The organism is Streptomyces sp. NPDC030799, from assembly GCF_055572255.1.
Genome location: NZ_JBVIDS010000009.1, coordinates 204,748 through 224,262 on the forward strand (window position 1 = coordinate 204,748; position 19,515 = coordinate 224,262).

Sequence of the window (19,515 nt, forward strand, 5' to 3'; positions counted from 1 at the left end):
GCACGCGGTGCTGCGGAGAGCGAGCAGCGTACCGGGGCGCAGCCCGGGCCCCGGAGGGGAAGCCGGGGCGGGGAGGTCAGGGGCGGGGGCGGCCGGTGGCCACGGCGTAGAAGGCGACCGCCGCGGCCGCGCCCACGTTGAGCGAGTCGACGCCGTGGGACATCGGGATGCGGACCCATTCGTCGGCGGCGACCAGAGCCTGCGTGGACAGTCCGTCACCCTCGGCGCCGAGCATCAGGGCCACCCGGTCCATTGTGTGCGGAGCGGCCTCGTCGAGGGAGCGCGCCTTGTCGTCGGGGGTGAGCGCGAGGAGGGTGAAGCCGGCCTCACGGACCGACTCCAGGCCCTTCGGCCACGTCTCCAGACGGGCGTACGGCACCGAGAACACCGCACCCATGGATACCTTGACGCTGCGCCGGTACAGCGGGTCGGCGCAGTCGGGCGACAGCAGGACCGCGTCCATGCCGAGCGCGGCCGCCGAGCGGAAGATCGCGCCGATGTTGGTGTGGTCGTTGACCGACTCCATGACCACGACCCGGCGGGCCGACCGGAGCAGCTCGGCGGCCGTGGGCAGCGGTTTGCGCTGCATGGAGGCGAGCGCGCCGCGGTGCACGTGGTACCCGGTGACCTGCTCGGCCAGTTCGGGACTCACGGCGTAGACCGGGGCGGGGAGTTCGTCGATGACGTCGCGCATCACGTCGATCCACTTGGCCGAGAGCAGCATGGAGCGCATCTCGTAGCCCGCTTCCTTGGCCCTGCGGATGACCTTCTCGCCCTCGGCGATGAACAGACCCTCGGCGGGCTCGCGCTTGCGGCGCAGCTCGACATCGGTCAGGCCTGTGTAGTCGCGCAGGCGCGGGTCCTCGGGATCCTCAACGGTGATGAGATCGGCCACAGAGTGATACTGCCTTGTCCTGGATGTGGTGCCAACGGCTCGGAACGGGTTGTGTTACCCCGGGTTACGCGTGATCAAGGGTGGTGATCAAGCGGCGGGCTGCGGGCCGACCCGCACGACCTCGCCGATGACGACGACCGCCGGCGGCTTCACGTCCTCGGCGCGTACCGTCTCGGCGACCGTGGCGAGCGTGGCGTCGACACGTCGCTGCGCGGCCGTCGTACCCTCCTGGACCAGCGCGACGGGGGTCTGCGGGGACTTGCCGTGCGCGACGAGCGTCTCGGCGATCTTCCCGATCTTGTCGACGCCCATGAGGATCACGAGCGTGCCGGTCAGCTTGGCGAGGGACGGCCAGTCGACCAGGGAGCGCTCGTCATCGGGGGCCACGTGCCCGCTGACCACGGTGAACTCGTGGGCGACCCCGCGGTGCGTGACCGGGATGCCGGCCGCGCCCGGGACCGAGATGGAACTGGAGATGCCGGGCACCACCGTGCAGGGGATGCCCGCCTCGGCGAGTGCCTGCAGCTCCTCCATGCCCCGGCCGAAGACGTACGGGTCTCCGCCCTTGAGCCGGACGACCGCCTTGCCCTGCTTGGCGTGCTCGATGAGCGCGTTGTTGATGGCCTCCTGGGCCATGAATCGGCCGTACGGGATCTTCGCCGCGTCGATCACCTCGACGTGCGGCGGGAGTTCGGCCAGCAGGTCGCGCGGGCCGAGCCGGTCGGCGATGACGACGTCCGCCTCGGCGAGCAGCCGACGGCCGCGGACCGTGATCAGATCGGGGTCGCCGGGGCCGCCGCCGACCAGGGCGACGCCGGGGGTGCGGCTGCGGTGGTGGGGCGCCACCAGGGTGCCGTCGCGCAGGCCCTCGACGACCGCGTCGCGGATGGCGGCGGTGTGACGGGGGTCGCGGCCACGCACGTCCGTGGTGAGGACGGCGACGGTGACGCCCTCGCTGTGGCCGGTCGCGGGGGTCCAGGCGGTCGCCTGGTCGGCGTCGTCGGAGCGGACGCACCACACCCGGTGGCGCTCCGCTTCGGCGGACGCCCGCGCGTTGGCCTCGGGGTCGCTGGTGGCGATGAGGGCGTACCAGGCTTCGGCGAGGTCGCCTTCGGCGTACGGCCGCCGCTCCCACGTGATCTCGCCCGCGTCCGCCATGGCCTCGACGGAGGGGGTCGCCTCGGGGGACACGACGACGATGTCCGCGCCCGCCGCGATCAGTGCCGGAAGCCGGCGCTGGGCCACCTGGCCGCCGCCGAGGACGACCACGCGGCGGCCGGAGAGGCGGAGGCCTACGGGGTAGGCGGGGTGTTCAGCCATGGGACGGCTCCTCCGGGGACTGTGCGGTGGCGCTGACGTGCGGATTTTACGGTGGTGGCGGTGAAAGCGGGTCAGGTGTCCGGTGGCTGGGCATCGTCGCCGGGTGCGGCCGGGTGGGTGGTTGTGACCACCCGTTCCGCCGTGGCGAACGACTGCCCACAACCACCCGCGGCGTTGGCAGAGGCACCCGGAACCGTCGTCCCGGAGAGCCCTACTTCTCCGTGACCCCCGCCGAATCGAACGTGGCCACCTCGTGCATCGCCCGTGCCGTGCTCTGCACCAGGGGAAGCGCCAGCAGCGCGCCCGTGCCCTCGCCCAGGCGGAGGTCGAGGTCGACCAGGGGGCGCAGTCCCAGCTTGTTGAGGGCGGCCACGTGGCCGGGCTCGGCGCTGCGGTGGCCGGCGATGCACGCCGCCAGGACCTCGGGGGCGATCGCGCGGGCGACCAGGGCCGCGGCACCGGCGCTGACGCCGTCCAGGATCACCGGCGTACGCAGCGAGGCGCCGCCGAGGAGCAGGCCGACCATGGCCGCGTGCTCGAAGCCGCCGATCGCGGCGAGGACACCGATGGGGTCGGCCGGGTCCGGCTGGTGGAGGTCCAGGGCGCGCCGGACGACCTCGGTCTTGCGGGCCAGGGTCTCGTCGTTGATGCCGGTGCCGCGGCCGGTGACCTCCGCCGGGTCGGCGCCCGTGAAGACGGAGATCAGCGCGGCGGACGCCGTGGTGTTGGCGATGCCCATCTCTCCGGTGAGCAGCGCCTTGTTGCCGGCCGCCACCAGGTCGCGGGCGGTCTCGATGCCCACCTCGATGGCCTGCTTGGCCTCCTCGCGGGTCATCGCGGGGCCGGTCGTCATGTCGGACGTGCCACCGCGGATCTTGCGCGGCAGCAGGCCGGGGGTGGCCGGGAGGTCGGCGGCGACGCCGACGTCCACGACGCACACCTCGGCGCCGACCTGGCCCGCGAAGGCGTTGCAGACCGCTCCGCCGCCGAGGAAGTTGGCCACCATCTGGGCGGTGACCTCCTGCGGCCAGGGGGTGACGCCCTGGGCGTGCACGCCGTGGTCGCCGGCGAAGATGGCGACGGCTGCGGGCTCCGGGATCGGCGGCGGGCACTGCCGGGACAGCCCGGACAGCTGTGCGGAGATGATCTCCAGCATGCCGAGCGCGCCGGCCGGCTTGGTCATGCGCTTCTGGCGCTCCCAGGCCTCCCCGAGGGCCTTGGCGTCGAGCGGACGGATCTGTGCGACGGTCTCGGCAAGCAGGTCGTGGGGTTCCTCTCCGGGCAGGGCGCGGCGGCCGTACGTCTCCTCGTGCACCACCCAGGACAGGGGGCGTCGCTTGGACCAGCCGGCCTGCATCAGCTCCGGCTCGTCCGGGAACTCGTCGACGTACCCGACACACAGGTAGGCGACGACCTCCAGGTGCTCGGGCAGGCCGAGCGCGCGGACCATCTCCCGCTCGTCGAAGAAGCTGACCCAGCCGACGCCGAGGCCTTCGGCGCGGGCGGCGAGCCAGAGGTTCTCCACCGCGAGCGCCGAGGAGTAGGGCGCCATCTGCGGCTGGGTGTGACGGCCGAGGGTGTGCCGGCCGCCGCGGGTGGGGTCGGCGGTGACGACGATGTTGACCGGGGTGTCGAGGATGGCCTCGATCTTCAGTTCCTTGAACTGCTTGGCCCGGCCCTTCGGCAGCGACTTGGCGTACGCCTCGCGCTGCCGCATCGCCAGTTCGTGCATCGTCCGCCGGGTCTCGGCGGAGCGGATGACGACGAAGTCCCAGGGCTGCGAGTGGCCCACGGAGGGCGCCGTGTGGGCGGCCTCCAGGACGCGCAGCAGCACCTCGTGCGGGATGGGGTCGCTGCGGAAGCCGTTGCGGATGTCACGGCGCTCGCGCATGACCTTCAGGACGGCCTCACGCTCTGCGTCGGCGTAGCCGGGCGCGGCGGGACCGGTGGACCGTGGTGCTTCGCCCATCTCGGCCGTGCTCTCTTCTTCCTGGTCGTCGGGCGCGGTCGGCAGGTCTTCCGCGCTCTGTACGACATCGGGGGTCTGCTCCGGGTGCGAAGCCGCCGGTACGGTGGCCGGCTCGCCCTCGCGCGGGGCCGGCACCGTGGCCACCGGCTCCTGGGCGCCCTCCCTGGGCAGGACCAGGGGCTGCGGCGGGGTGGGCGCCAGGTGCGGGGTGGTGGGCACCTGGCCCTCGACCGGCACGAACTGCCCGAGCGGTTCCTGCGGAACGTCGGACGACAGTGGCCCGGCCTGGTCGGTCCGGTCGGCGGCGGCCTGCCCGGGCGTCGTCGCGTGCGCGGCGGAACCGTCGGCGGGGTCGGCCGGCGTGGGCTCGGCCTCGGCAGTGGCCGGAGCGGCCTCGGCGGACTGTGTCTGCGGGCCGGCGGGGGCGCCGGGTCCGGTGACGGGGGCCGCCGCGGCGGCGACCTGGTGGACGGCGTCCTGGGCGGCCGGCTGCGGCTGGGCAGGCGGCGTGACGGTGGCCGGGCCCTGCGGGGCTCCGGGCAGGGCCTCGGCCGAGGGCGCCGCGGTCGCTGCCGGGCCGGCCAGCTGCGGGCCCTGAGCCGGGTGGGGCTGCGGTTCGGATACGGCGACACCGTCGACGGCGGCCGGGACCGGCACGGCGTTCTGGGCCTGGGCGGCAGCGTTCTGGGCCTGGGTGGCAGCGGGCGTCTGGGGTTCCGCCGCCTCCGGCGCGGAGGCCGGGGTACCGGACTCGGGCCCGGCCACCGGCTCGGGGACCGGTACGGCTCCGGCGGCGGGCGCGGGGTGGGCAGCGGCGGGCTGGGACTCGACCACGCCCGGCTGCGGCTCCACGGCGACGGGGTTGTTCGGATCGGCCTGCGCGGGAGCGGCGGCCTCGGCCTGGGCCGCGACCGTCTCCGGCGCGACCTGCACCGCGTCCGGCGTCTCCGGTGCGGGGGCGGTGCTCACGCCCTCGACGACACCACCGGCCGCCGTACCGGCCTGCCCGGCGTCAGCAGCGACCTGCGCCTGCGGCACATTCCCGCCCTCGCCGAGCTGAGCGATTTCGGACGGCTGAGCAGCCTCGGAAGGCTGAGCGGCTCCGGACGGCTGAGCCGCCTCCGCCGACTGTGGGGCCTGGCCCTGCTGCTCGGCCCCGGCCGACGGCACGTCCGCGCCCGGCTGAACGGCCTCGCCCTGCACTACGACCTGGCCCGGCTGAGCATCCCCGCCCGGCTGAACGGCCCCGGACGGCTGCACGGCCTCGCCCGGCTGAACGACCTCGCCCTGCTCCATGACCTGGCCCGGCTGAGCATCCCCGCCCGGCTGAACGACCTCGGACGGCTGCACGTCCTCACCCGGCTGAACGGCCTCGCCCTGCTCCACGACCTGGCCCGGCTGAACGACCTCGGACGGCTGCACGGCCTGGCCCTGCTGCTCGGCCTGACCCGGCTGCACGGCCCCGGCCGACTGCACGTCCGCGCCCGGCTGAACGGCCTCGCCCTGCTCCACGACCTGGCCCGGCTGAGCACTCCCGTACGACGCCTCGGCCTCGCCCGTCTGGGCACCCTCCGCCGGCTGAGCGGCTCCGGACGGCTGGGCGGCGGCGGGTGCTTCGGTGGCGGAGTCGGCCTGTACGTCCGCCGGTGCCTGACCCGGCACCGCCTGGGACTCCGGCTGCCGGCTGGAGGCGACACCCTGCTCGCCCGGATGCGCCGGCGCCTCCTGGGCGGGGGCGGCATCCGGCCCGGCCGCAGGCCCGCCGTCACCGGCGGCACCGCTGTCGGCGGGAACACCACCGGCCACGGCGGCCGTACCGTCGACGCTCTGTACGCCCAGGGTGTCCTGGCCGCTGCCCTCGGCAGGGGCCTGGGAGGCCTGGTGGACACCCTCCGGCCCCGGCCCCTGCTCCGCGGCGAACGGCTCGACGCCCTCGGGAGACGCTCCGGCAGGCGCCCCCGCCGGAGCTGTGTACACGTCGTCGTGGCCCTGCACGGGCTGCACGCCGTCGTGGCTGTGCACCATCTGCGCGGCGCCAGGTGCCTGCCCGGCCGCCTGGTTCGCGAGGCGGGCGACGGTGGCCTGGGCGGCGTCGGACGGTTCGGCCTGGGCGGCGGCGTCCGCGGGGACGGCGACCGGGTCAACCGTTTCGGCAGCCGCTGCCCGCGTGCCGACCTGAGTCACGGCGGGGGCGGCAGGCGCCGAGCCCCACGGGGCGGCGCTCTGCGGGGCCATGTCCTGCAGCGGCTGGGCGTCGAGGTACTCGGGTCCGGCCGGCGGCGGACCGGGCTGCCGTACCGGTGCTCCGGCCGGGCCGCGGTCGGCGAGGGAGCGGACCGGGCTGGCGGAGGCATCGGGAATCGGCGGGCCGAGGTGCAGCGGACGGCGCGGCGCCTGCGGCGCGCCCTGCGGATCCTGCGGGGCCGAGAGGATGGGCGACGGCGGCACGGACACCGGGGCCGGGTTCGGCAGGCGGACGCCGCTGAGGTCGACGGAGCCGCTGTCCCGGCCGGCCGTCTCGTGCGGACCCGGCTCGTGGACGGCCTCCAGGACCGGTTCCGGAGCGGGTGGCGGCACCTCGTTGCCCCACGCGCCCTGGGCACCCGGCAGCAGCAGGTCTTCGTCCTCGGCGGGTGCCTCGGAGAGGTAGGTGTACGCACCGTGCGCGGCAACGCCCGGCTGCTCCACCATGCCTGCGCTCTCCGGCTGCCCCTCGGCCGGGACCTGGCCGGTGTCGGTCATGCGTACCCCTCGCCCATCGGTTAGTGCTCCTACGACCAGCTCACCCGGAACGGCGCACCGACCGCCCGTAGTGAAGAACGAGCGTCCGTGCCCAGCGGCACGAACGACCCGCCGGAAAAGGCGACAAAGCCATTCAGTGGCATTGTCCCGGCCGTTCCGCCGTCGCGACAGCATGATCCGCGACAGTCCGCTGTGGACTGCGCCACGTTGCGCGTCCTCCGGTTCCGCAGTACCACACCGACCCCAAAACGGGCGCGCTTTCCGGACATTGGCGAACGAACTTCCGGGCCGCCCGGTGTGGCACAACGATCGGCCAGCCTACCGCGCGCGGTACGACAACACGATCACGGGGCGCGATCGGGAAGGCCCGCCCGTCGCCCGACCACCAGCCCTCAACGAGGCGCTTCGCGCCGCGGCAATTCTCCTGTGAGCAGGAACGCGACGCTCCGCTCGGTCTCGGTCCAGGCGCGGGTGTCGAGTTCGACGGACTGCAGCAGGGCGCACCCGACGCGGTATCCGTGCTCGGTCAGGTCGCGGCCGACCAGTTCGGCCGCGTCACGGGTCGCCGCGTGGGTGACGATGCGTTGCGGGCGCCGGTCGGCGACCGCGGAGACGACGGCCGCTCCCCCGCCGCCCACCCGGACGACGTCCGGCTCGGGCAGGTTCTCCAGCACATGCGGCGCGGTGCCCTGGACCACGTGGAGCTGTACGCCGAACCACCGCGCGGCCGCCTCGGTCCGGGCGCAGGCCCGCGGATCCCGGTCGACGGCGATGACGGCGGCCCCGGCGCGCGCGGCTTCGGCGGCGAACGCGCCGGAGCCGCAGCCGATGTCCCAGACGAGGTCGCCGACGCGGGGGCCGAGGCGGGCCAGTTGGGCGGCGCGCAGCAGTTCCGTCTCGCCCTCGCCGAGGCGGCTGCCGGGTCCGTCGCCGTAGGTCTCGTCGGGCTGCACCCAGCCGCGCGGTCCGGTGCCGGGGTCGCGCCCGGCGATCCAGCCGCCGCCCTCGCCCGCGCCGACCGGGCCGCCGATGACGATGACGACGTTGGGGTCGCGCCAGGTGTGGTCGGGGGCCTTGTCGGAGGTGACGACGGTGACCTGCTCGCGTTCGGTGCCCAGTTCCTCGCAGATGACGAAGGTCCGGTGCACGCCCTCCAGCAGCAGCCCGAGTTCGGCGGGTCCGGCACCCGGTGCGGTGAGGACAGCGACCTTGGTGTGGGCGCGGCAGACGTTCACGGCCCGGCGCAGGGTGCGCGGGTGGGCGACGACCACCTGGGCGTCGTCCCAGGGCATGCCGGCGCGGGCGAAGGCGGCGGCCACGGAGGAGACGGCGGGGACGACCTCGACCTCCAGGCCGAACTCCGGTGCGCGCAGGGTGCGGACTACGCCGAAGAAGCCGGGGTCGCCGTCGGCGAACACCACCGCTGTGCCGCGGTGGGCGGCGATCCGGCGCGCGGCGAGCGCGACGCTGCCCAGACGGACGCGTTCGGCGGCGGGCGGGACCTCGGGCAGTGCCAGATGGTGGGCCGCGCCCGCCACGAGCGTGGCGGCGCCCAGGGCGGCGCGTGCCGCGTCGGTCAGCGGCGAGCCGTCCCAGCCGATCACCGTGACCCGGTCGGCCATCGTCGTCTCTCCAGGTCTTCGCAGGTCGTCAGGGGGATGGGGCCCATGTGGGGACTCCGTGAGGGTACCTGGTGAGGCGCGGAGGGCTCAGTTCCAGTCCGAGTAGGACGTGAAACCGCTCGTGTCGGCCAGGTCCTCGGGCAGCAGGCTCCAGACGATGACGTCGGTGCGGACATCCGCCCACGTGCCGTCGCCGGTCCTGCTGCGCGCTATCCAGGCGCCGCGCAGGACGCCCTCGCTGATGCAGCCGATCTTCTGGGCGACCTGCTGGGAGGCGGTGTTGTCGGCGGCGGTGCGCAGCTCCAGGCGTTCGAATTTCTGGTCGTGGAACAGCCACTGCGCGGTCGCAAGAGCGGCCTCGGAGGCATAGCCCTCGCCGCGGGCCCACGGCGCGATGACGTAGGCGATCTCCGCCGAACGCACCCGCCAGTCGGTGTTCTGCAGATGGACGATGCCGACGAGGCGCTGGGTGAGGAACTCGTCGACGGCGAACACGATGCCGCGGCCCTCGGTGCGTTCGGCCGGGGCGAGTTCGGTGACCCAGTGCCGGGCGTCGGCCTGGGTGTAGGGCTGGGGGACGGAGGTCCAGGCGGTGACCAGTTCGTCGTTCATCATCTCGGCGAAGGCCTCGATGTCGGAGTCCTCGAGGGGGCGCAGCACCAACCGCTCCGTGCTGATGGAGACGTTGGGAAAGGTGCCAGTCATGCGCCGCTCCGTAACTTGGTAAATCTTCAGGGCCTGCGAACTGCCCAGCATGCAGCATGAAACCACTGAACCGCACGACGGGGTCCACACCCGGTGAGGGAGTGGACCCCGTGCGTGGCGAAACGCCGTATACGTGCCGTCGGCGTCAGAAGGACGGGATGACCGAGCCCTGGTACTTGTCCTCGATGAACTTCTTGACCTCGGGCGAGACGAGCAGCTTGGCGAGCTTCTTCACCCGCGGGTCCTTCTCGTTGCCCTTCTTCACGGCGAGGAAGTTGGCGTACGGGTTGTTCTTGGCGGACTCCAGGACGACCGCGTTCTCGGCGGGCTTCAGGCCGGCGGAGATGGCGTAGTTGCCGTTGACGACCGCGGCGTCCACGTCCTCCAGGGAGCGCGGGGTCTGGGCCGCCTCGACCTCCTTGAACTTGAGGTTCTTGGGGTTCTTGGCGATGTCCTGCGCGGTGGCCTCGTTGCCGGCGCCGGGCTTGAGGGTGATGAGCCCGTTGGCGGCGAGCAGCTTGAGGGCACGGGCCTCGTTGACGGCGTCGTTCGGGATGGCGATGGTCGCACCGCTCTTCAGCGCGTCGGCCTTCTTGACCTTGTGGGAGTACAGGCCGAGCGGCTCCAGGTGCACCGTGGCGACGGGCACGATGTGGGTGCCGTGCTTGCTGTTGAAGTCGTCCAGGTACGGCTGGTTCTGGAAGTAGTTGGCGTCCACCGAGCCGTCCTCGGTCGCCGTGTTCGGCGTGATGTAGTCGGAGAACTCCTTGACCTCCAGGTCGAGGCCCGCCTTCTTCGCCAGGTTCTTCTTGACGAAGTTCAGGATCTCGGCGTGGGGGGTCGGGCTGGCGGCGACGACCAGCGGGCCGCTGTAGTCGGAGGAGGAGTCCTTGCCGGAGCCGCAGGCGGTCAGCCCGAAGGTGAGGGCTCCGGCGGCGAGGACGGCGGTGGTGAACTTGGCGGTGTTACGCACGAAAAGTGCCTTTCCTTAAGGGTGGTGCGACCCCGTGTATGGGTGAACGGGGAGTCTCGGGGGTGCCGTAACAGGCTCAGGCGACCTTGCTGACGTCGGCCGCGGCCGGCTCCTGGGCCTTGAGCAGGCGGAGCTTGGGCGCCGGGCCGGAGCGGCCGCCGCGGCTGTGCAGGGAGCGGGCGGCGAAGTCGCCGGCGAACTGGATGAGGGAGATGACGACGGCGAGGATCGCGACGGTGATCCACATCAGCTGGGTCTCGAAGCGCTGGTAGCCGTAGCGGACGGCGAGGTCGCCGAGGCCGCCGCCGCCGACCGTGCCGGCCATGGCGGAGTAGCCGATGAGGGCGATGATCGTGGTGGTGGTGGAGGCGATCAGCGAGGGCAGCGCCTCGGGGACGAGCACCTTGCGGACGATCGTCCAGGTGTTGCCGCCCATCGACTGCACGGCCTCGACGAGACCGTTGTCCACTTCGCGGACGGCCGTCTCGACCAGGCGGGCGAAGAACGGGATGCCGCCGATGGCGAGCGGCACGATCGCGGCGGTCGTACCGATCGTCGTCCCGGTGACCCAGCGGGTGAAGGTCATCAGGGCGACCATCAGGATGATGAACGGCATGGACCGGCCGATGTTCACGATCTGGCCGATCACCTTGTTGGCGAGGACGTTCTGCAGCAGGCCGCCCCGGTCCGTGAGGACGAGGAGGAGGCCGAGCGGGAGGCCGACGGCGACGGCGATCAGGGTGGACCAGAGAACCATCCGGAAGGTCTCGGTACACGCCTGCGACAGCAGCGGCTGCATCTCGGACCAGGTCACTTGGCCCCCTCCTTCACCAGCAGGGCCTCCTGGCCCACCACGTCGATCTGCAGGCCCTGTTCGCGCAGGAACCCGATCGGCACCACGTTGTCCTCGTAGCGGCCGGGCAGTTCGATGCGCATCCGGCCGATCTGGAGGCCGCCGACGGTGTCGATGGCGGCGCCGAGGATCGAGATGTCGATGTTGTAGGTGCGCGCGAGCTGGGAGATGACCGGCTGGGTGGCGGCCTCACCGTGGAAGGTGACGTCGATGACGGTCCGGTCGGCGCCGGTGCGCTCCCCGCTCACCGGGAACAGCGCGGCGGCCAGCTCGGAGCCGGGGGTGGCCAGCAGCTCGCTGACCGTGCCGGACTCCACGATCCGGCCCCTCTCCATCAGGGCGGCGGAGTCGCAGACCGCCTTCACGACGTCCATCTCATGGGTGATGAGCAGGACGGTCAGGCCCAGCTGCCGGTTCAGGTCGCGCAGCAGCTGGAGGATGGAGCGGGTGGTCTCGGGGTCGAGGGCGCTGGTGGCCTCGTCGGAGAGCAGCACCTTGGGATCGCCGGCGAGGGCACGGGCGATGCCGACGCGCTGCTTCTGGCCGCCGGAGAGCTGGGCGGGGTGCGCCTTGGCCTTGTCGGCGAGTCCGACCAGGTCGAGGAGTTCGAGTGCCTTGCGGGACCGTTCCTTCCCCGACTTGCCGAGGATCTCCAGCGGCAGTTCGACGTTGTCCTGCACGGTGCGCGAGGAGAGCAGGTTGAAGTGCTGGAAGACCATGCCGATCCGGCTGCGCGCGCGGCGCAGCTCCTTGCCGGCACGCGGGCCGCGCCCGGCGAGGGCGGTGAGGTCCTGTCCGGCGACGGTCACGGTGCCGGAGGTGGGGCGCTCCAGCAGGTTGACGCAGCGGATGAGGGAGGACTTGCCGGCGCCGGACTGGCCGATGACGCCGTAGACCTCGCCTTCGCGGACGTGGAGATCGACGCCGTCGAGGGCATGTACCTCACGGCCGCGGGAGCGGTAGACCTTGGTCAGGCCCGAGGTGGTGATCACAGGATTTCCGTCACTGTCAGTTGCGCGGGCGTGGGTGTGCCCGGGCACGTGTGCATGCGGTCAGGCATGAGGAGTGGATGTGCGTCTCGTACGGAATGCGGCGCACGGACATGCCACGGCTCTCGCTTCGGGGCGCGAGGCTCAGCTGATGCGGGGGCCCTCTAGAAGGCGCACATTCGACACATCAGGCGACACATACAACGAGCACCGGGCGTCATGGTCGCCTCGGTCGCAAGGATGCGGCAGCTCGTCGTGGTCATGCGATCAGTAAAGCAGACGTACGGTGCTGACCGGCCGCCGCCGTCCGCATGGTGGACAGCGGCGGACAGCCGGTGACGTGGCGTCAGCGGCGGACGGAGATCTGCACGCCCCCGTCGGTGACCAGTGCCGACAAGGCCGACAGGTCCTGGACCACCAGGTCGGCGTCGAGTTCCTCGGCGCGATGGGTTGTGGCCAACGCCACGGTGGTCATTCCGGCGGCGCGGCCCGCCTGGAGTCCGGCCGGGGCGTCCTCGAAGACGACGCAGTGGGCCGGGTCGACACCGACCTGCCGGGCGGCGAGCAGATACGGCTCGGGGTCGGGCTTGCCGCGCGTGATGTCGTCGGCGGCGATCAGCGTCTTGGGCAGGATGCCGACGGCGTCCAGGCGGGCCTCGGCGAGCCGCCGGGTGGCGGAGGTGACGACGGCCCACCGGTCGGCCGGCAGGGAGGCCAGGAAGTCCCGCGTTCCGGGCAGCAGCCGTACCCCTCCGTCGGGTACGTCGTCCACCTCCAGTTGCTCGACCCGTGCGACCGCCTCCGCCACCAGATGGGCGGGCAGCAGGTCGGCGACTATCTCGGCGGCGGGCCGGCCGTGCAGGGCCACGCGCGCGAAGTCCTCGGCGGTGACCCCGTACTCCCGGGTCCAGCGGGTCCAGCAGCGCTCGACGGAGTCGAGGGAGGAGACGAGGGTGCCGTCGTTGTCGAACAGGAGGGCGTGCGCGTGGATCGTCATGCCTGGACCCTATGGTGTGGTCTAGACCCTATGACCCACGGGCGGGGTCGGCGGCCGGCGCCCGTTTCGGCCGTAATAAGGTCACCGCATGCTCAATGCCCTGACGCTGGTGACCGGTGTCGCCGCGCTGCTTCTCGCCGCCTGGTGCGGCTGGGCCGCCTGTCGCGACCAGCCGACCAAGGACTGGCACTTCATCGGCATGGCCGTGGTGTCGCTGCTGGCCGTGGTCCAGTTGGTGGTCGGGATCGTGCAGCTGGCGCGGGGCGAGAAGCCGGAACAGGGCACGACGATCTTCGTGGCGTATCTGCTGGGCGCGTTCGCGTGCGTTCCGGCAGCGGGATTCATGTCACTGGCCGAGCGGACCCGTTGGGGCTCGGTGACGGTGGCGGCCGGCGGTGTGGTGCTGGCCGTGCTGGAGGTGCGGCTCTATGACATCTGGGGAGGCTGAGGTGACGGCGGTGGAGGAGAAGCCGACCCGGTTGATCAGCGGGCCGGGCATGCTGCTCGTCTGGTTCTACGGCGTGATGGTGGTCGGCGCGGTGTCGCGTTCCGCGTTCGAGATCAGCACGGAGTTCGATCGGGCCCCGCTGGCGTACTCCTTGTCGGCCGTGGCCGGGCTCGTCTACGCGTTCATCACGTACACGCTGGTCCGGGGCGGGGAGACGGCTCGGCGGGCGGCAATGGTGTGCTGCGCCGCCGAGCTTGCGGGAGTGCTGATCGTGGGGACGTGGACGATCGTGGATCCCTCGGCGTTCCCCGACTCGACCGTGTGGTCGAAGTACGGGATGGGCTACATCTTCATCCCGGTGCTGCTGCCGCTCTCCGCGATGTACTGGTTGCGGAAGGCACCCGCGCAAAGGGACGCCTGAGGAACGCCGGCGAGTGCGGGAGCTCTGCGGTCGCCGGCGCAGTGACCCGGCGCCCCTTTCGGGCGCCCCGGCTCACGCCGTTTGGACGAAAGCCCCTGCCGGCTTCTCCAGGATGATCATCTCCACCCCGTCGGCACCCCGGGAGCGGCCCACCGTCTCGTAGCCCGAGCGGCGGTACAGGCGGAGGTTGCCCTCGCTGCGGTGGCCGGTGAAGAGGCGGAAGCGGGTGGCGCCGCGCTCCTCCGCCAGTGCCGCTTCGGCCGCGCGCAGCAGACGTGCGCCTATGCCGTGGCCCTGGAGGCGCGGGTGGACGCAGAGCTTGCCGATGGCGGCCGTGCCGTCCTCGGTGACCTTGCCGCGCACCGAGCCGACCACCTCCTCGCCGAGCCGGGCGACGAAGACGCAGTCGGAGGCGACCTCCTGGCGGACGGAGTCCAGGGTCTGGACCAGCGGGTCGATGCGGTAGTTGCCGTACAGCGCCGCCTCGCTCTGGAAGCACAGGTACTGGAGCCTGAAGATCTGCTCCGCGTCCTGCTCGGTCGCCACCGAGATGGTCACGCTCATGCCCATGTGCGCATGCCTCCCGCTCACCTGATCACCTGTCGTTCCTCACTCCTATCCCCGCACTTCGCGGGAAGCAACCTCCGGTGTGAGCAATCGGCGCAGACAACCCAGACATCTGGAGCGTTCCGGACCAAGACTGCCCTGTGAGATACCCAACTCCCCCGCGATCTCCCGGTATGTCAGGTCCTTCGGGGAGAGCAGGGCCTCGATGAGCCGGGGGCAGCGGCCGGGCAGGCGGCGCACCGCGTCGCGCAGGGCGCGATGCCGGGCGGTGGTGAGAACGTGCTGCTCGGGGTCGGTGCGGGCGTCGTCGGCCGGCTCGGCGCCGTACGGACGTTCCCGGCGGCTGGTACGGCGGCTGCGGCGGACCTCGGCGCGCACCGCCTTGCGCAGCCAGCCGTGCGGGTCCGGTGGCGGACCGTCGGTCTCCAGGCGCTCCAGCAGGCGGAGCCAGACGGCCTGCTCCAGGTCGCCGGGCTCGCTCCCGGCCGCATATGCCTCGGCCGATGCCTCGGCGGTGAGCAGCGGATGCAGGGCGGCCACCAAGTCGTGCGTCATATGCGGAACGACGTGCCGCCCCGGGAGCAGGTTGCCGGGGCGGCACACAGCCACCCGAACGTGGTGCGGGAAGGGCCGTTGGTTGACGAGGTCAGCCCGCCAGGAAGTCCGCGCGGGCGAGCACGCCGGTGTCGGCGTTGTCGGTGAAGACGCCGTCGATGCCGGTGGCGAAGTACCTCTTGAACGCGCCGAAGGAGTCGCCGTAGGCGTCGGCCGCACTGCCCTTGCGGTACTCGGCCGGAAGGAAGGGGTTCTCGTTGCGCATGGTGTAGGGGTGGAGGATCAGTCCCACCTTGTGCGCGTCGGAGACCAGGGTGGTCGGCTTGCCCAGGGTGCCGTCGGCGTTCTTCGGGATGATCAGGTCCAGGGTCGGGCCGATACCCTGGGCGTAGCCGGCGATCTCCCGCAGGCCCTTGGGGGTGATGAGGTCGGCGACGGTGCGCGGGTCGCCCGACTCGACGAAGTCGTAGGGGCGGCTGTCGGCCGAGGAGAGCAGCACGACGAGCGGGTTGTCGACGAGCTGGTTCAGCTTCTGGATGCTGGTGGGCTCGAAGGACTGCAGGATGACAGGCGAGTTCCGGCCGTCCTTGCCGTACTTGCGCAGCAGCTCCGCGACCCGCTCCTCCAGGCCGAGCCCGAGCCTGCGGAAGTAGGTGGGGTGCTTGGTCTCGGGGTAGATGAAGACCTGCTTGCCGCGCTTGCGGGTCTGCTCGTCCTGCCACTTCAGGACCTCTTCGAACGTCGGTATCTCCCAGCGCCCGCTGTAGAGGGTGTTGTGCGGACGGTTGGCCGGGATGCGCTCGATGGCGCGCAGGGTCTTCAGCTCGGCGAGCGTGAAGTCCTCGGTGAACCAGCCGGTGGTGGAGACGCCGTCGAGGACCTTGGTGGTCTTGCGGTCGGCGAACTCGGGATGCGCGGCGACGTCCGTGGTGCCGCCGATCTCCGGTTCGTGCCGGCAGACGAGATGACCGTCCTTGGTGGGCACCAGGTCACCGGCCTCGACCACGTCGGCGCCCAGATCCAGGGCCAGTTCGTAGGAGCCGAAGGTGTGCTCGGGGCGGTAGCCGCTCGCGCCGCGGTGGCCGATGATCGTGGGCACCGGCAGGCTCTTCAGCCCCCGGCCGCCGTGCCCGCCCGTCCGGGCCCCGGCCGCCTCGGCCATGCCCGGCAGCCCGAGGACCGCTCCGCTCGCGCCGAACACCGCCGCGCCGAGGATCGCCCGCCGTCCGGTGCCCTGCGTCTTGTCGTTCGCCTGGTCGCTGCCCATCAGCGCCCTCCTGCCGTTCGCTCGTGAGTGCGGGCCGATCGTAGGGGCGCGGACATGACCGAAGGGAGTCCTGGGCTCGAACACGCGGGTGGTGCGGGGTGTCCTGTGGGAGGCACGCATGACGGGCCGTCGGCGGAACGGGAGGAGTGACGGGCCGTCGGGGTGGGACGACGACCGCCCGGGGAGGCGAGTGACGGCGGCCGCGGGCCGGAGCCGAGTGCGGCGGCCGTGAGGCGAAGCCGAGCAACGGCGGGCGTAGGGCGGAGCCGAGCAACGGCGGGCGTAGGGCGGAGCCGAGTGCGGCGGCCGCGGGGCGAAGCCGAGCAACGGCGGGCGTAGGGCGGAGCCGAGTGCGGCGGCCGCGGGGCGAAGCCGAGCAACGGCGGGCGTAGGGCGGAGCCGAGCAACGGCGGACGCGGGCCGGAGCCGAGTGCGGCGGGCGCGGGAGGCGGTGATGGCGGGGCGTCGGACGGGCGGGCCGGGTCGTGCCGCCGGATGGAGGGGCGTCCCGCGCGATCTCCGTCACACCGTCACCAGGCCGTTACGGCCCGTCCCCGACGCGTCACCGCAGGTAAACCCGCGTCAACTCTTCGTAAGACCTCGGTGAACCGGGCGCACCCGATGTGCGCCCGCCCCGGGGCCGCGAGTAATGTCCTCACCTGCACAGACACATATCGATTCCCTCGACATCGGAGGACCCGTTGTCCCGCTTCGCGCTCATCAAGGCAGTGCTCGGACCGATCATGCGCCTGATGTTCCGCCCACAGGTGGAGGGCGTGGAGCACATTCCGGGAGACGGCCCGGTCATTCTGGCCGGGAACCACCTCACCTTCATCGACTCGATCGTGCTGCCGCTTGTCACCAAGCGGCAGGTGTTCTTCATCGGCAAGGACGAGTACGTCACCGGCAAGGGCGTCAAGGGCCGGCTGATGGCCTGGTTCTTCACCGGCGTCGGCATGATCCCGGTGGACCGGGACGGCGCGAGCGGTGGTGTGGCCGCGCTGATGACCGGGCGGCGGATCCTGGAGGAGGGGAAGATCTTCGGGATCTACCCCGAGGGCACGCGCTCGCCCGACGGCCGGCTGTACCGGGGCCGTACCGGTATCGCGCGGCTGACGCTGATGACCGGTGCGCCGGTGGTCCCCTTCGCCATGATCGGCACGGACAAGCTGCAGCCGGGCGGCCGTGGCATCCCGCGGCCCGGCCGGGTCACCGTCCGGTTCGGCGAGGCCATGGAGTTCTCGCGGTACGACGGGATGGACCGGGACCGCTATGTGCTGCGGGCCGTGACCGACTCCGTGATGGCCGAGGTCATGCGACTGTCCGGGCAGGAGTACGTGGACATGTACGCCACCAAGGCGAAGGCCGCCTAGACCTTCCGGTCGACCGGCACATGAGCGGGCCGGTGCACCGCCACCGTCCGCCTGCCGGTGTAATCTGCTCCGACACTTCAGCCATTCCGCCGCAATCTACCGGCCATATGAGCACACAACATGTCTTATTCAGACATGCAGAAACCTTCGCGGCGTACCCTGCTCCGTGCTCCGATCGCCACCGCCGGGGCGGGGCTCCTGGCGGCCTGCTCCGGTTCCGGCTCTGAACACCCGTCCCGCCCCCAACAAGGAAACGGGACGGGCAGATTCGTGCCACCGGGACCCAAGGGGTACGTCAACCCGTCGGATCCGGAGGTCCTTGCCGCCGAGCGCAAACGCGGGGCCGGTCCCGTACGCACGTTCAGGTTCACTGCTGCCGAGTCGACACTGGACCTGGGCGGGAAGTCCGTCCGGAGCTGGGCGTACAACGAAACGCTCCCGGGCCCGCTGGTCCGCGTCACCGCCGGTGACGTCCTCGACCTCACCCTCGCCAACCGGCTGCCCACCACGACCACACTGCACTCCCACGGGCTGCGTCTGCGCTGCGACATGGACGGCACCCCGGACCTGACCCAGAACGCCATTCCCTCCCGGGCGGACTTCACCTACCGCTTCGTCGCCGCCCACCCGGGCACATATCTCTTCCACTCGCACGTCGGTCTGCAGCCCGACCGCGGCCTGTACGCGCCCTTCATCGTCGACGATCCCAAAGAGCCCCTCGCCTACGACAAGGAATGGGTCGTCGTCCTGGACGACTGGGTGGACGGGGTGGACGGCTCCACCCCGGACGAGGTGCTCGCCCAGCTCAGGCCCGGCGGGAGCGATCCCGCGATGACGGGCATGGCCATGGGCCCCGGACACGGCACCCAAAGTCTCGGCGGATCGGCGACCGGACACGCGAGGCCGCCGAAGCCGTCCGCGGCGGGCGGGCACGGATCGTCGTCCCGGACACGCGCGGGGGGTCCGTCCCGGGTGCTGCACGATTCCCACAGCCGCCTGCTCCACGGCGAGGGCGGCAGCGTCGCCTACCCCCACTACCTGGCCAACGGGCGGCTGGGCACCCGCCCCTCGCTCTTCCGCTGCCGCCCCGGCGACCGGGTCCGGCTGCGGCTCATCAACGCGGGCTCGGAAACCGCCTTCCGGGTCGCGCTCGGCGACCACAGGATGACCGTCACCCACACCGACGGCTATCCCGTGGAGCACAAGGAGACCGACGCCCTGCTCATCGGGATGGCGGAGCGGTACGACGTCCTGATCACCGCCAAGGACGGTGTCTTCCCCCTCGTCGCCCTCGCCGAGGGCAAGAAGGGCACGGCGCTCGCCGTTCTGCGCACCGACAAGGGGAAGGACCTTCCGGCACCGGACGTCCGCCCGGACGAACTCGACGGCAGGGTCGTCCCCGCCCGCCGGCTCAAGCCCGCCGATTCCGTCGCCCTCGCCGACCGCGACCCCGACCGCGAGATCCGCATCCGGCTCACCGGCACCATGGAGAAGTACGACTGGGGGTTCGACCACAAGCCCTTTGACGTGCGGCAGCGGCATCCCGTCCGGGCCGGCGAGCGCGTCCGGCTCACCCTCATCAACGCCACCGGCATGTGGCACCCCCTGCATCTGCACGGCCACACGTTCGCGCTCGCGGGGCTGGATGCGGTGGGGGCCCGCAAGGACACCTCGATCGTGCTGCCGCATCGCAAGCTGGTTGTCGAGTTCGACGCCGACAACCCCGGGTTGTGGATGCTGCACTGTCACAACCAGTACCACTCGGAGAGCGGGATGATGACGGTGCTCGGTTATCTCCGCTGACCTTCGGGACGGTTCA

The 19,515-nt window shown here is 72.0% G+C and carries 16 protein-coding genes; 4 read left to right on the top strand and 12 right to left on the bottom strand.

Annotation, left to right across the window (positions count from 1 at the left end; genetic code table 11):
* Nucleotides 1–76: 76 nt before the first annotated feature.
* From ACZ41I_RS23575 to ACZ41I_RS23615, 9 genes are all read right to left on the bottom strand, one after another.
* Nucleotides 77–895, bottom strand: a complete 819-nt coding sequence (locus tag ACZ41I_RS23575; RefSeq protein ID WP_399771275.1) for a TrmH family RNA methyltransferase — start codon at nt 893–895, stop codon at nt 77–79.
* An 87-nt stretch (nt 896–982) separates the two neighbouring features.
* Nucleotides 983–2,215: a uroporphyrinogen-III C-methyltransferase gene (cobA, locus tag ACZ41I_RS23580; RefSeq protein ID WP_363215930.1), complete on the bottom strand. Its 1,233-nt coding sequence runs from the start codon at nt 2,213–2,215 to the stop codon at nt 983–985.
* Between the two features lie 211 nt (nt 2,216–2,426).
* The gene (gene cobT / locus ACZ41I_RS23585; protein ID WP_468514970.1) at nt 2,427–6,926 is read right to left on the bottom strand and encodes a nicotinate-nucleotide--dimethylbenzimidazole phosphoribosyltransferase; all 4,500 of its coding nucleotides are present in this window, start codon (nt 6,924–6,926) and stop codon (nt 2,427–2,429) included.
* A gap of 392 nt (nt 6,927–7,318) precedes the next feature.
* A complete protein-coding gene (gene cbiE, locus ACZ41I_RS23590; protein WP_399771269.1) occupies nt 7,319–8,548 on the bottom strand; it encodes a precorrin-6y C5,15-methyltransferase (decarboxylating) subunit CbiE in 1,230 nt (409 codons plus the stop codon).
* A gap of 87 nt (nt 8,549–8,635) precedes the next feature.
* The gene (locus ACZ41I_RS23595) at nt 8,636–9,253 is read right to left on the bottom strand and encodes a GNAT family N-acetyltransferase (protein ID WP_363215933.1); all 618 of its coding nucleotides are present in this window, start codon (nt 9,251–9,253) and stop codon (nt 8,636–8,638) included.
* Nucleotides 9,254–9,398: 145 nt separating this feature from the next.
* Nucleotides 9,399–10,226, bottom strand: a complete 828-nt coding sequence (locus ACZ41I_RS23600; RefSeq protein WP_363215934.1) for a MetQ/NlpA family ABC transporter substrate-binding protein — start codon at nt 10,224–10,226, stop codon at nt 9,399–9,401.
* Between the two features lie 76 nt (nt 10,227–10,302).
* Complete coding sequence (locus ACZ41I_RS23605) at nt 10,303–11,040, bottom strand: methionine ABC transporter permease (protein ID WP_399771265.1); 738 nt, start codon at nt 11,038–11,040, stop codon at nt 10,303–10,305.
* Entirely contained in the window at nt 11,037–12,071 is a 1,035-nt protein-coding gene (locus ACZ41I_RS23610) for a methionine ABC transporter ATP-binding protein (RefSeq protein ID WP_363215936.1), read from the bottom strand. Before ACZ41I_RS23610 ends, ACZ41I_RS23605 begins: the two co-directional genes overlap by 4 nt.
* Before the next feature lie 343 nt (nt 12,072–12,414).
* On the bottom strand, nt 12,415–13,065 hold the full coding sequence (locus tag ACZ41I_RS23615) for an HAD family hydrolase (protein ID WP_468514971.1): 651 nt from the start codon (nt 13,063–13,065) through the stop codon (nt 12,415–12,417).
* Between the two features lie 88 nt (nt 13,066–13,153).
* On the opposite strand from ACZ41I_RS23615, the gene ACZ41I_RS23620 reads away from it, so the two are divergent.
* Together ACZ41I_RS23620 and ACZ41I_RS23625 are read left to right on the top strand one after the other, a co-directional pair.
* Nucleotides 13,154–13,513, top strand: coding sequence for a hypothetical protein (locus ACZ41I_RS23620; protein ID WP_399771259.1), 360 nt, complete (start codon nt 13,154–13,156; stop codon nt 13,511–13,513).
* Nucleotides 13,494–13,934 (top strand): hypothetical protein, encoded by a 441-nt coding sequence (locus ACZ41I_RS23625; RefSeq protein ID WP_399771257.1) that lies wholly within the window; start codon nt 13,494–13,496, stop codon nt 13,932–13,934. Before ACZ41I_RS23620 ends, ACZ41I_RS23625 begins: the two co-directional genes overlap by 20 nt.
* A gap of 72 nt (nt 13,935–14,006) precedes the next feature.
* On the opposite strand, the gene ACZ41I_RS23630 is transcribed toward ACZ41I_RS23625, so the two are convergent.
* The 3 genes from ACZ41I_RS23630 to ACZ41I_RS23640 all read right to left on the bottom strand — a co-directional run bounded on the left by ACZ41I_RS23630 (nt 14,007) and on the right by ACZ41I_RS23640 (nt 16,323).
* Nucleotides 14,007–14,504: a GNAT family N-acetyltransferase gene (locus ACZ41I_RS23630; protein WP_399771580.1), complete on the bottom strand. Its 498-nt coding sequence runs from the start codon at nt 14,502–14,504 to the stop codon at nt 14,007–14,009.
* Nucleotides 14,505–14,549: 45 nt separating this feature from the next.
* Nucleotides 14,550–15,056: a sigma-70 family RNA polymerase sigma factor gene (locus tag ACZ41I_RS23635; protein ID WP_363215941.1), complete on the bottom strand. Its 507-nt coding sequence runs from the start codon at nt 15,054–15,056 to the stop codon at nt 14,550–14,552.
* Nucleotides 15,057–15,147: 91 nt separating this feature from the next.
* A complete protein-coding gene (locus ACZ41I_RS23640; protein WP_468514972.1) occupies nt 15,148–16,323 on the bottom strand; it encodes a glycerophosphodiester phosphodiesterase in 1,176 nt (391 codons plus the stop codon).
* Nucleotides 16,324–17,024: 701 nt separating this feature from the next.
* On the opposite strand from ACZ41I_RS23640, the gene ACZ41I_RS23645 reads away from it, so the two are divergent.
* Together ACZ41I_RS23645 and ACZ41I_RS23650 are read left to right on the top strand one after the other, a co-directional pair.
* Nucleotides 17,025–17,696, top strand: a complete 672-nt coding sequence (locus tag ACZ41I_RS23645) for a lysophospholipid acyltransferase family protein (RefSeq protein WP_363215943.1) — start codon at nt 17,025–17,027, stop codon at nt 17,694–17,696.
* A 135-nt stretch (nt 17,697–17,831) separates the two neighbouring features.
* Nucleotides 17,832–19,499: a multicopper oxidase family protein gene (locus ACZ41I_RS23650; RefSeq protein WP_468514973.1), complete on the top strand. Its 1,668-nt coding sequence runs from the start codon at nt 17,832–17,834 to the stop codon at nt 19,497–19,499.
* Nucleotides 19,500–19,515 lie beyond the last annotated feature (16 nt).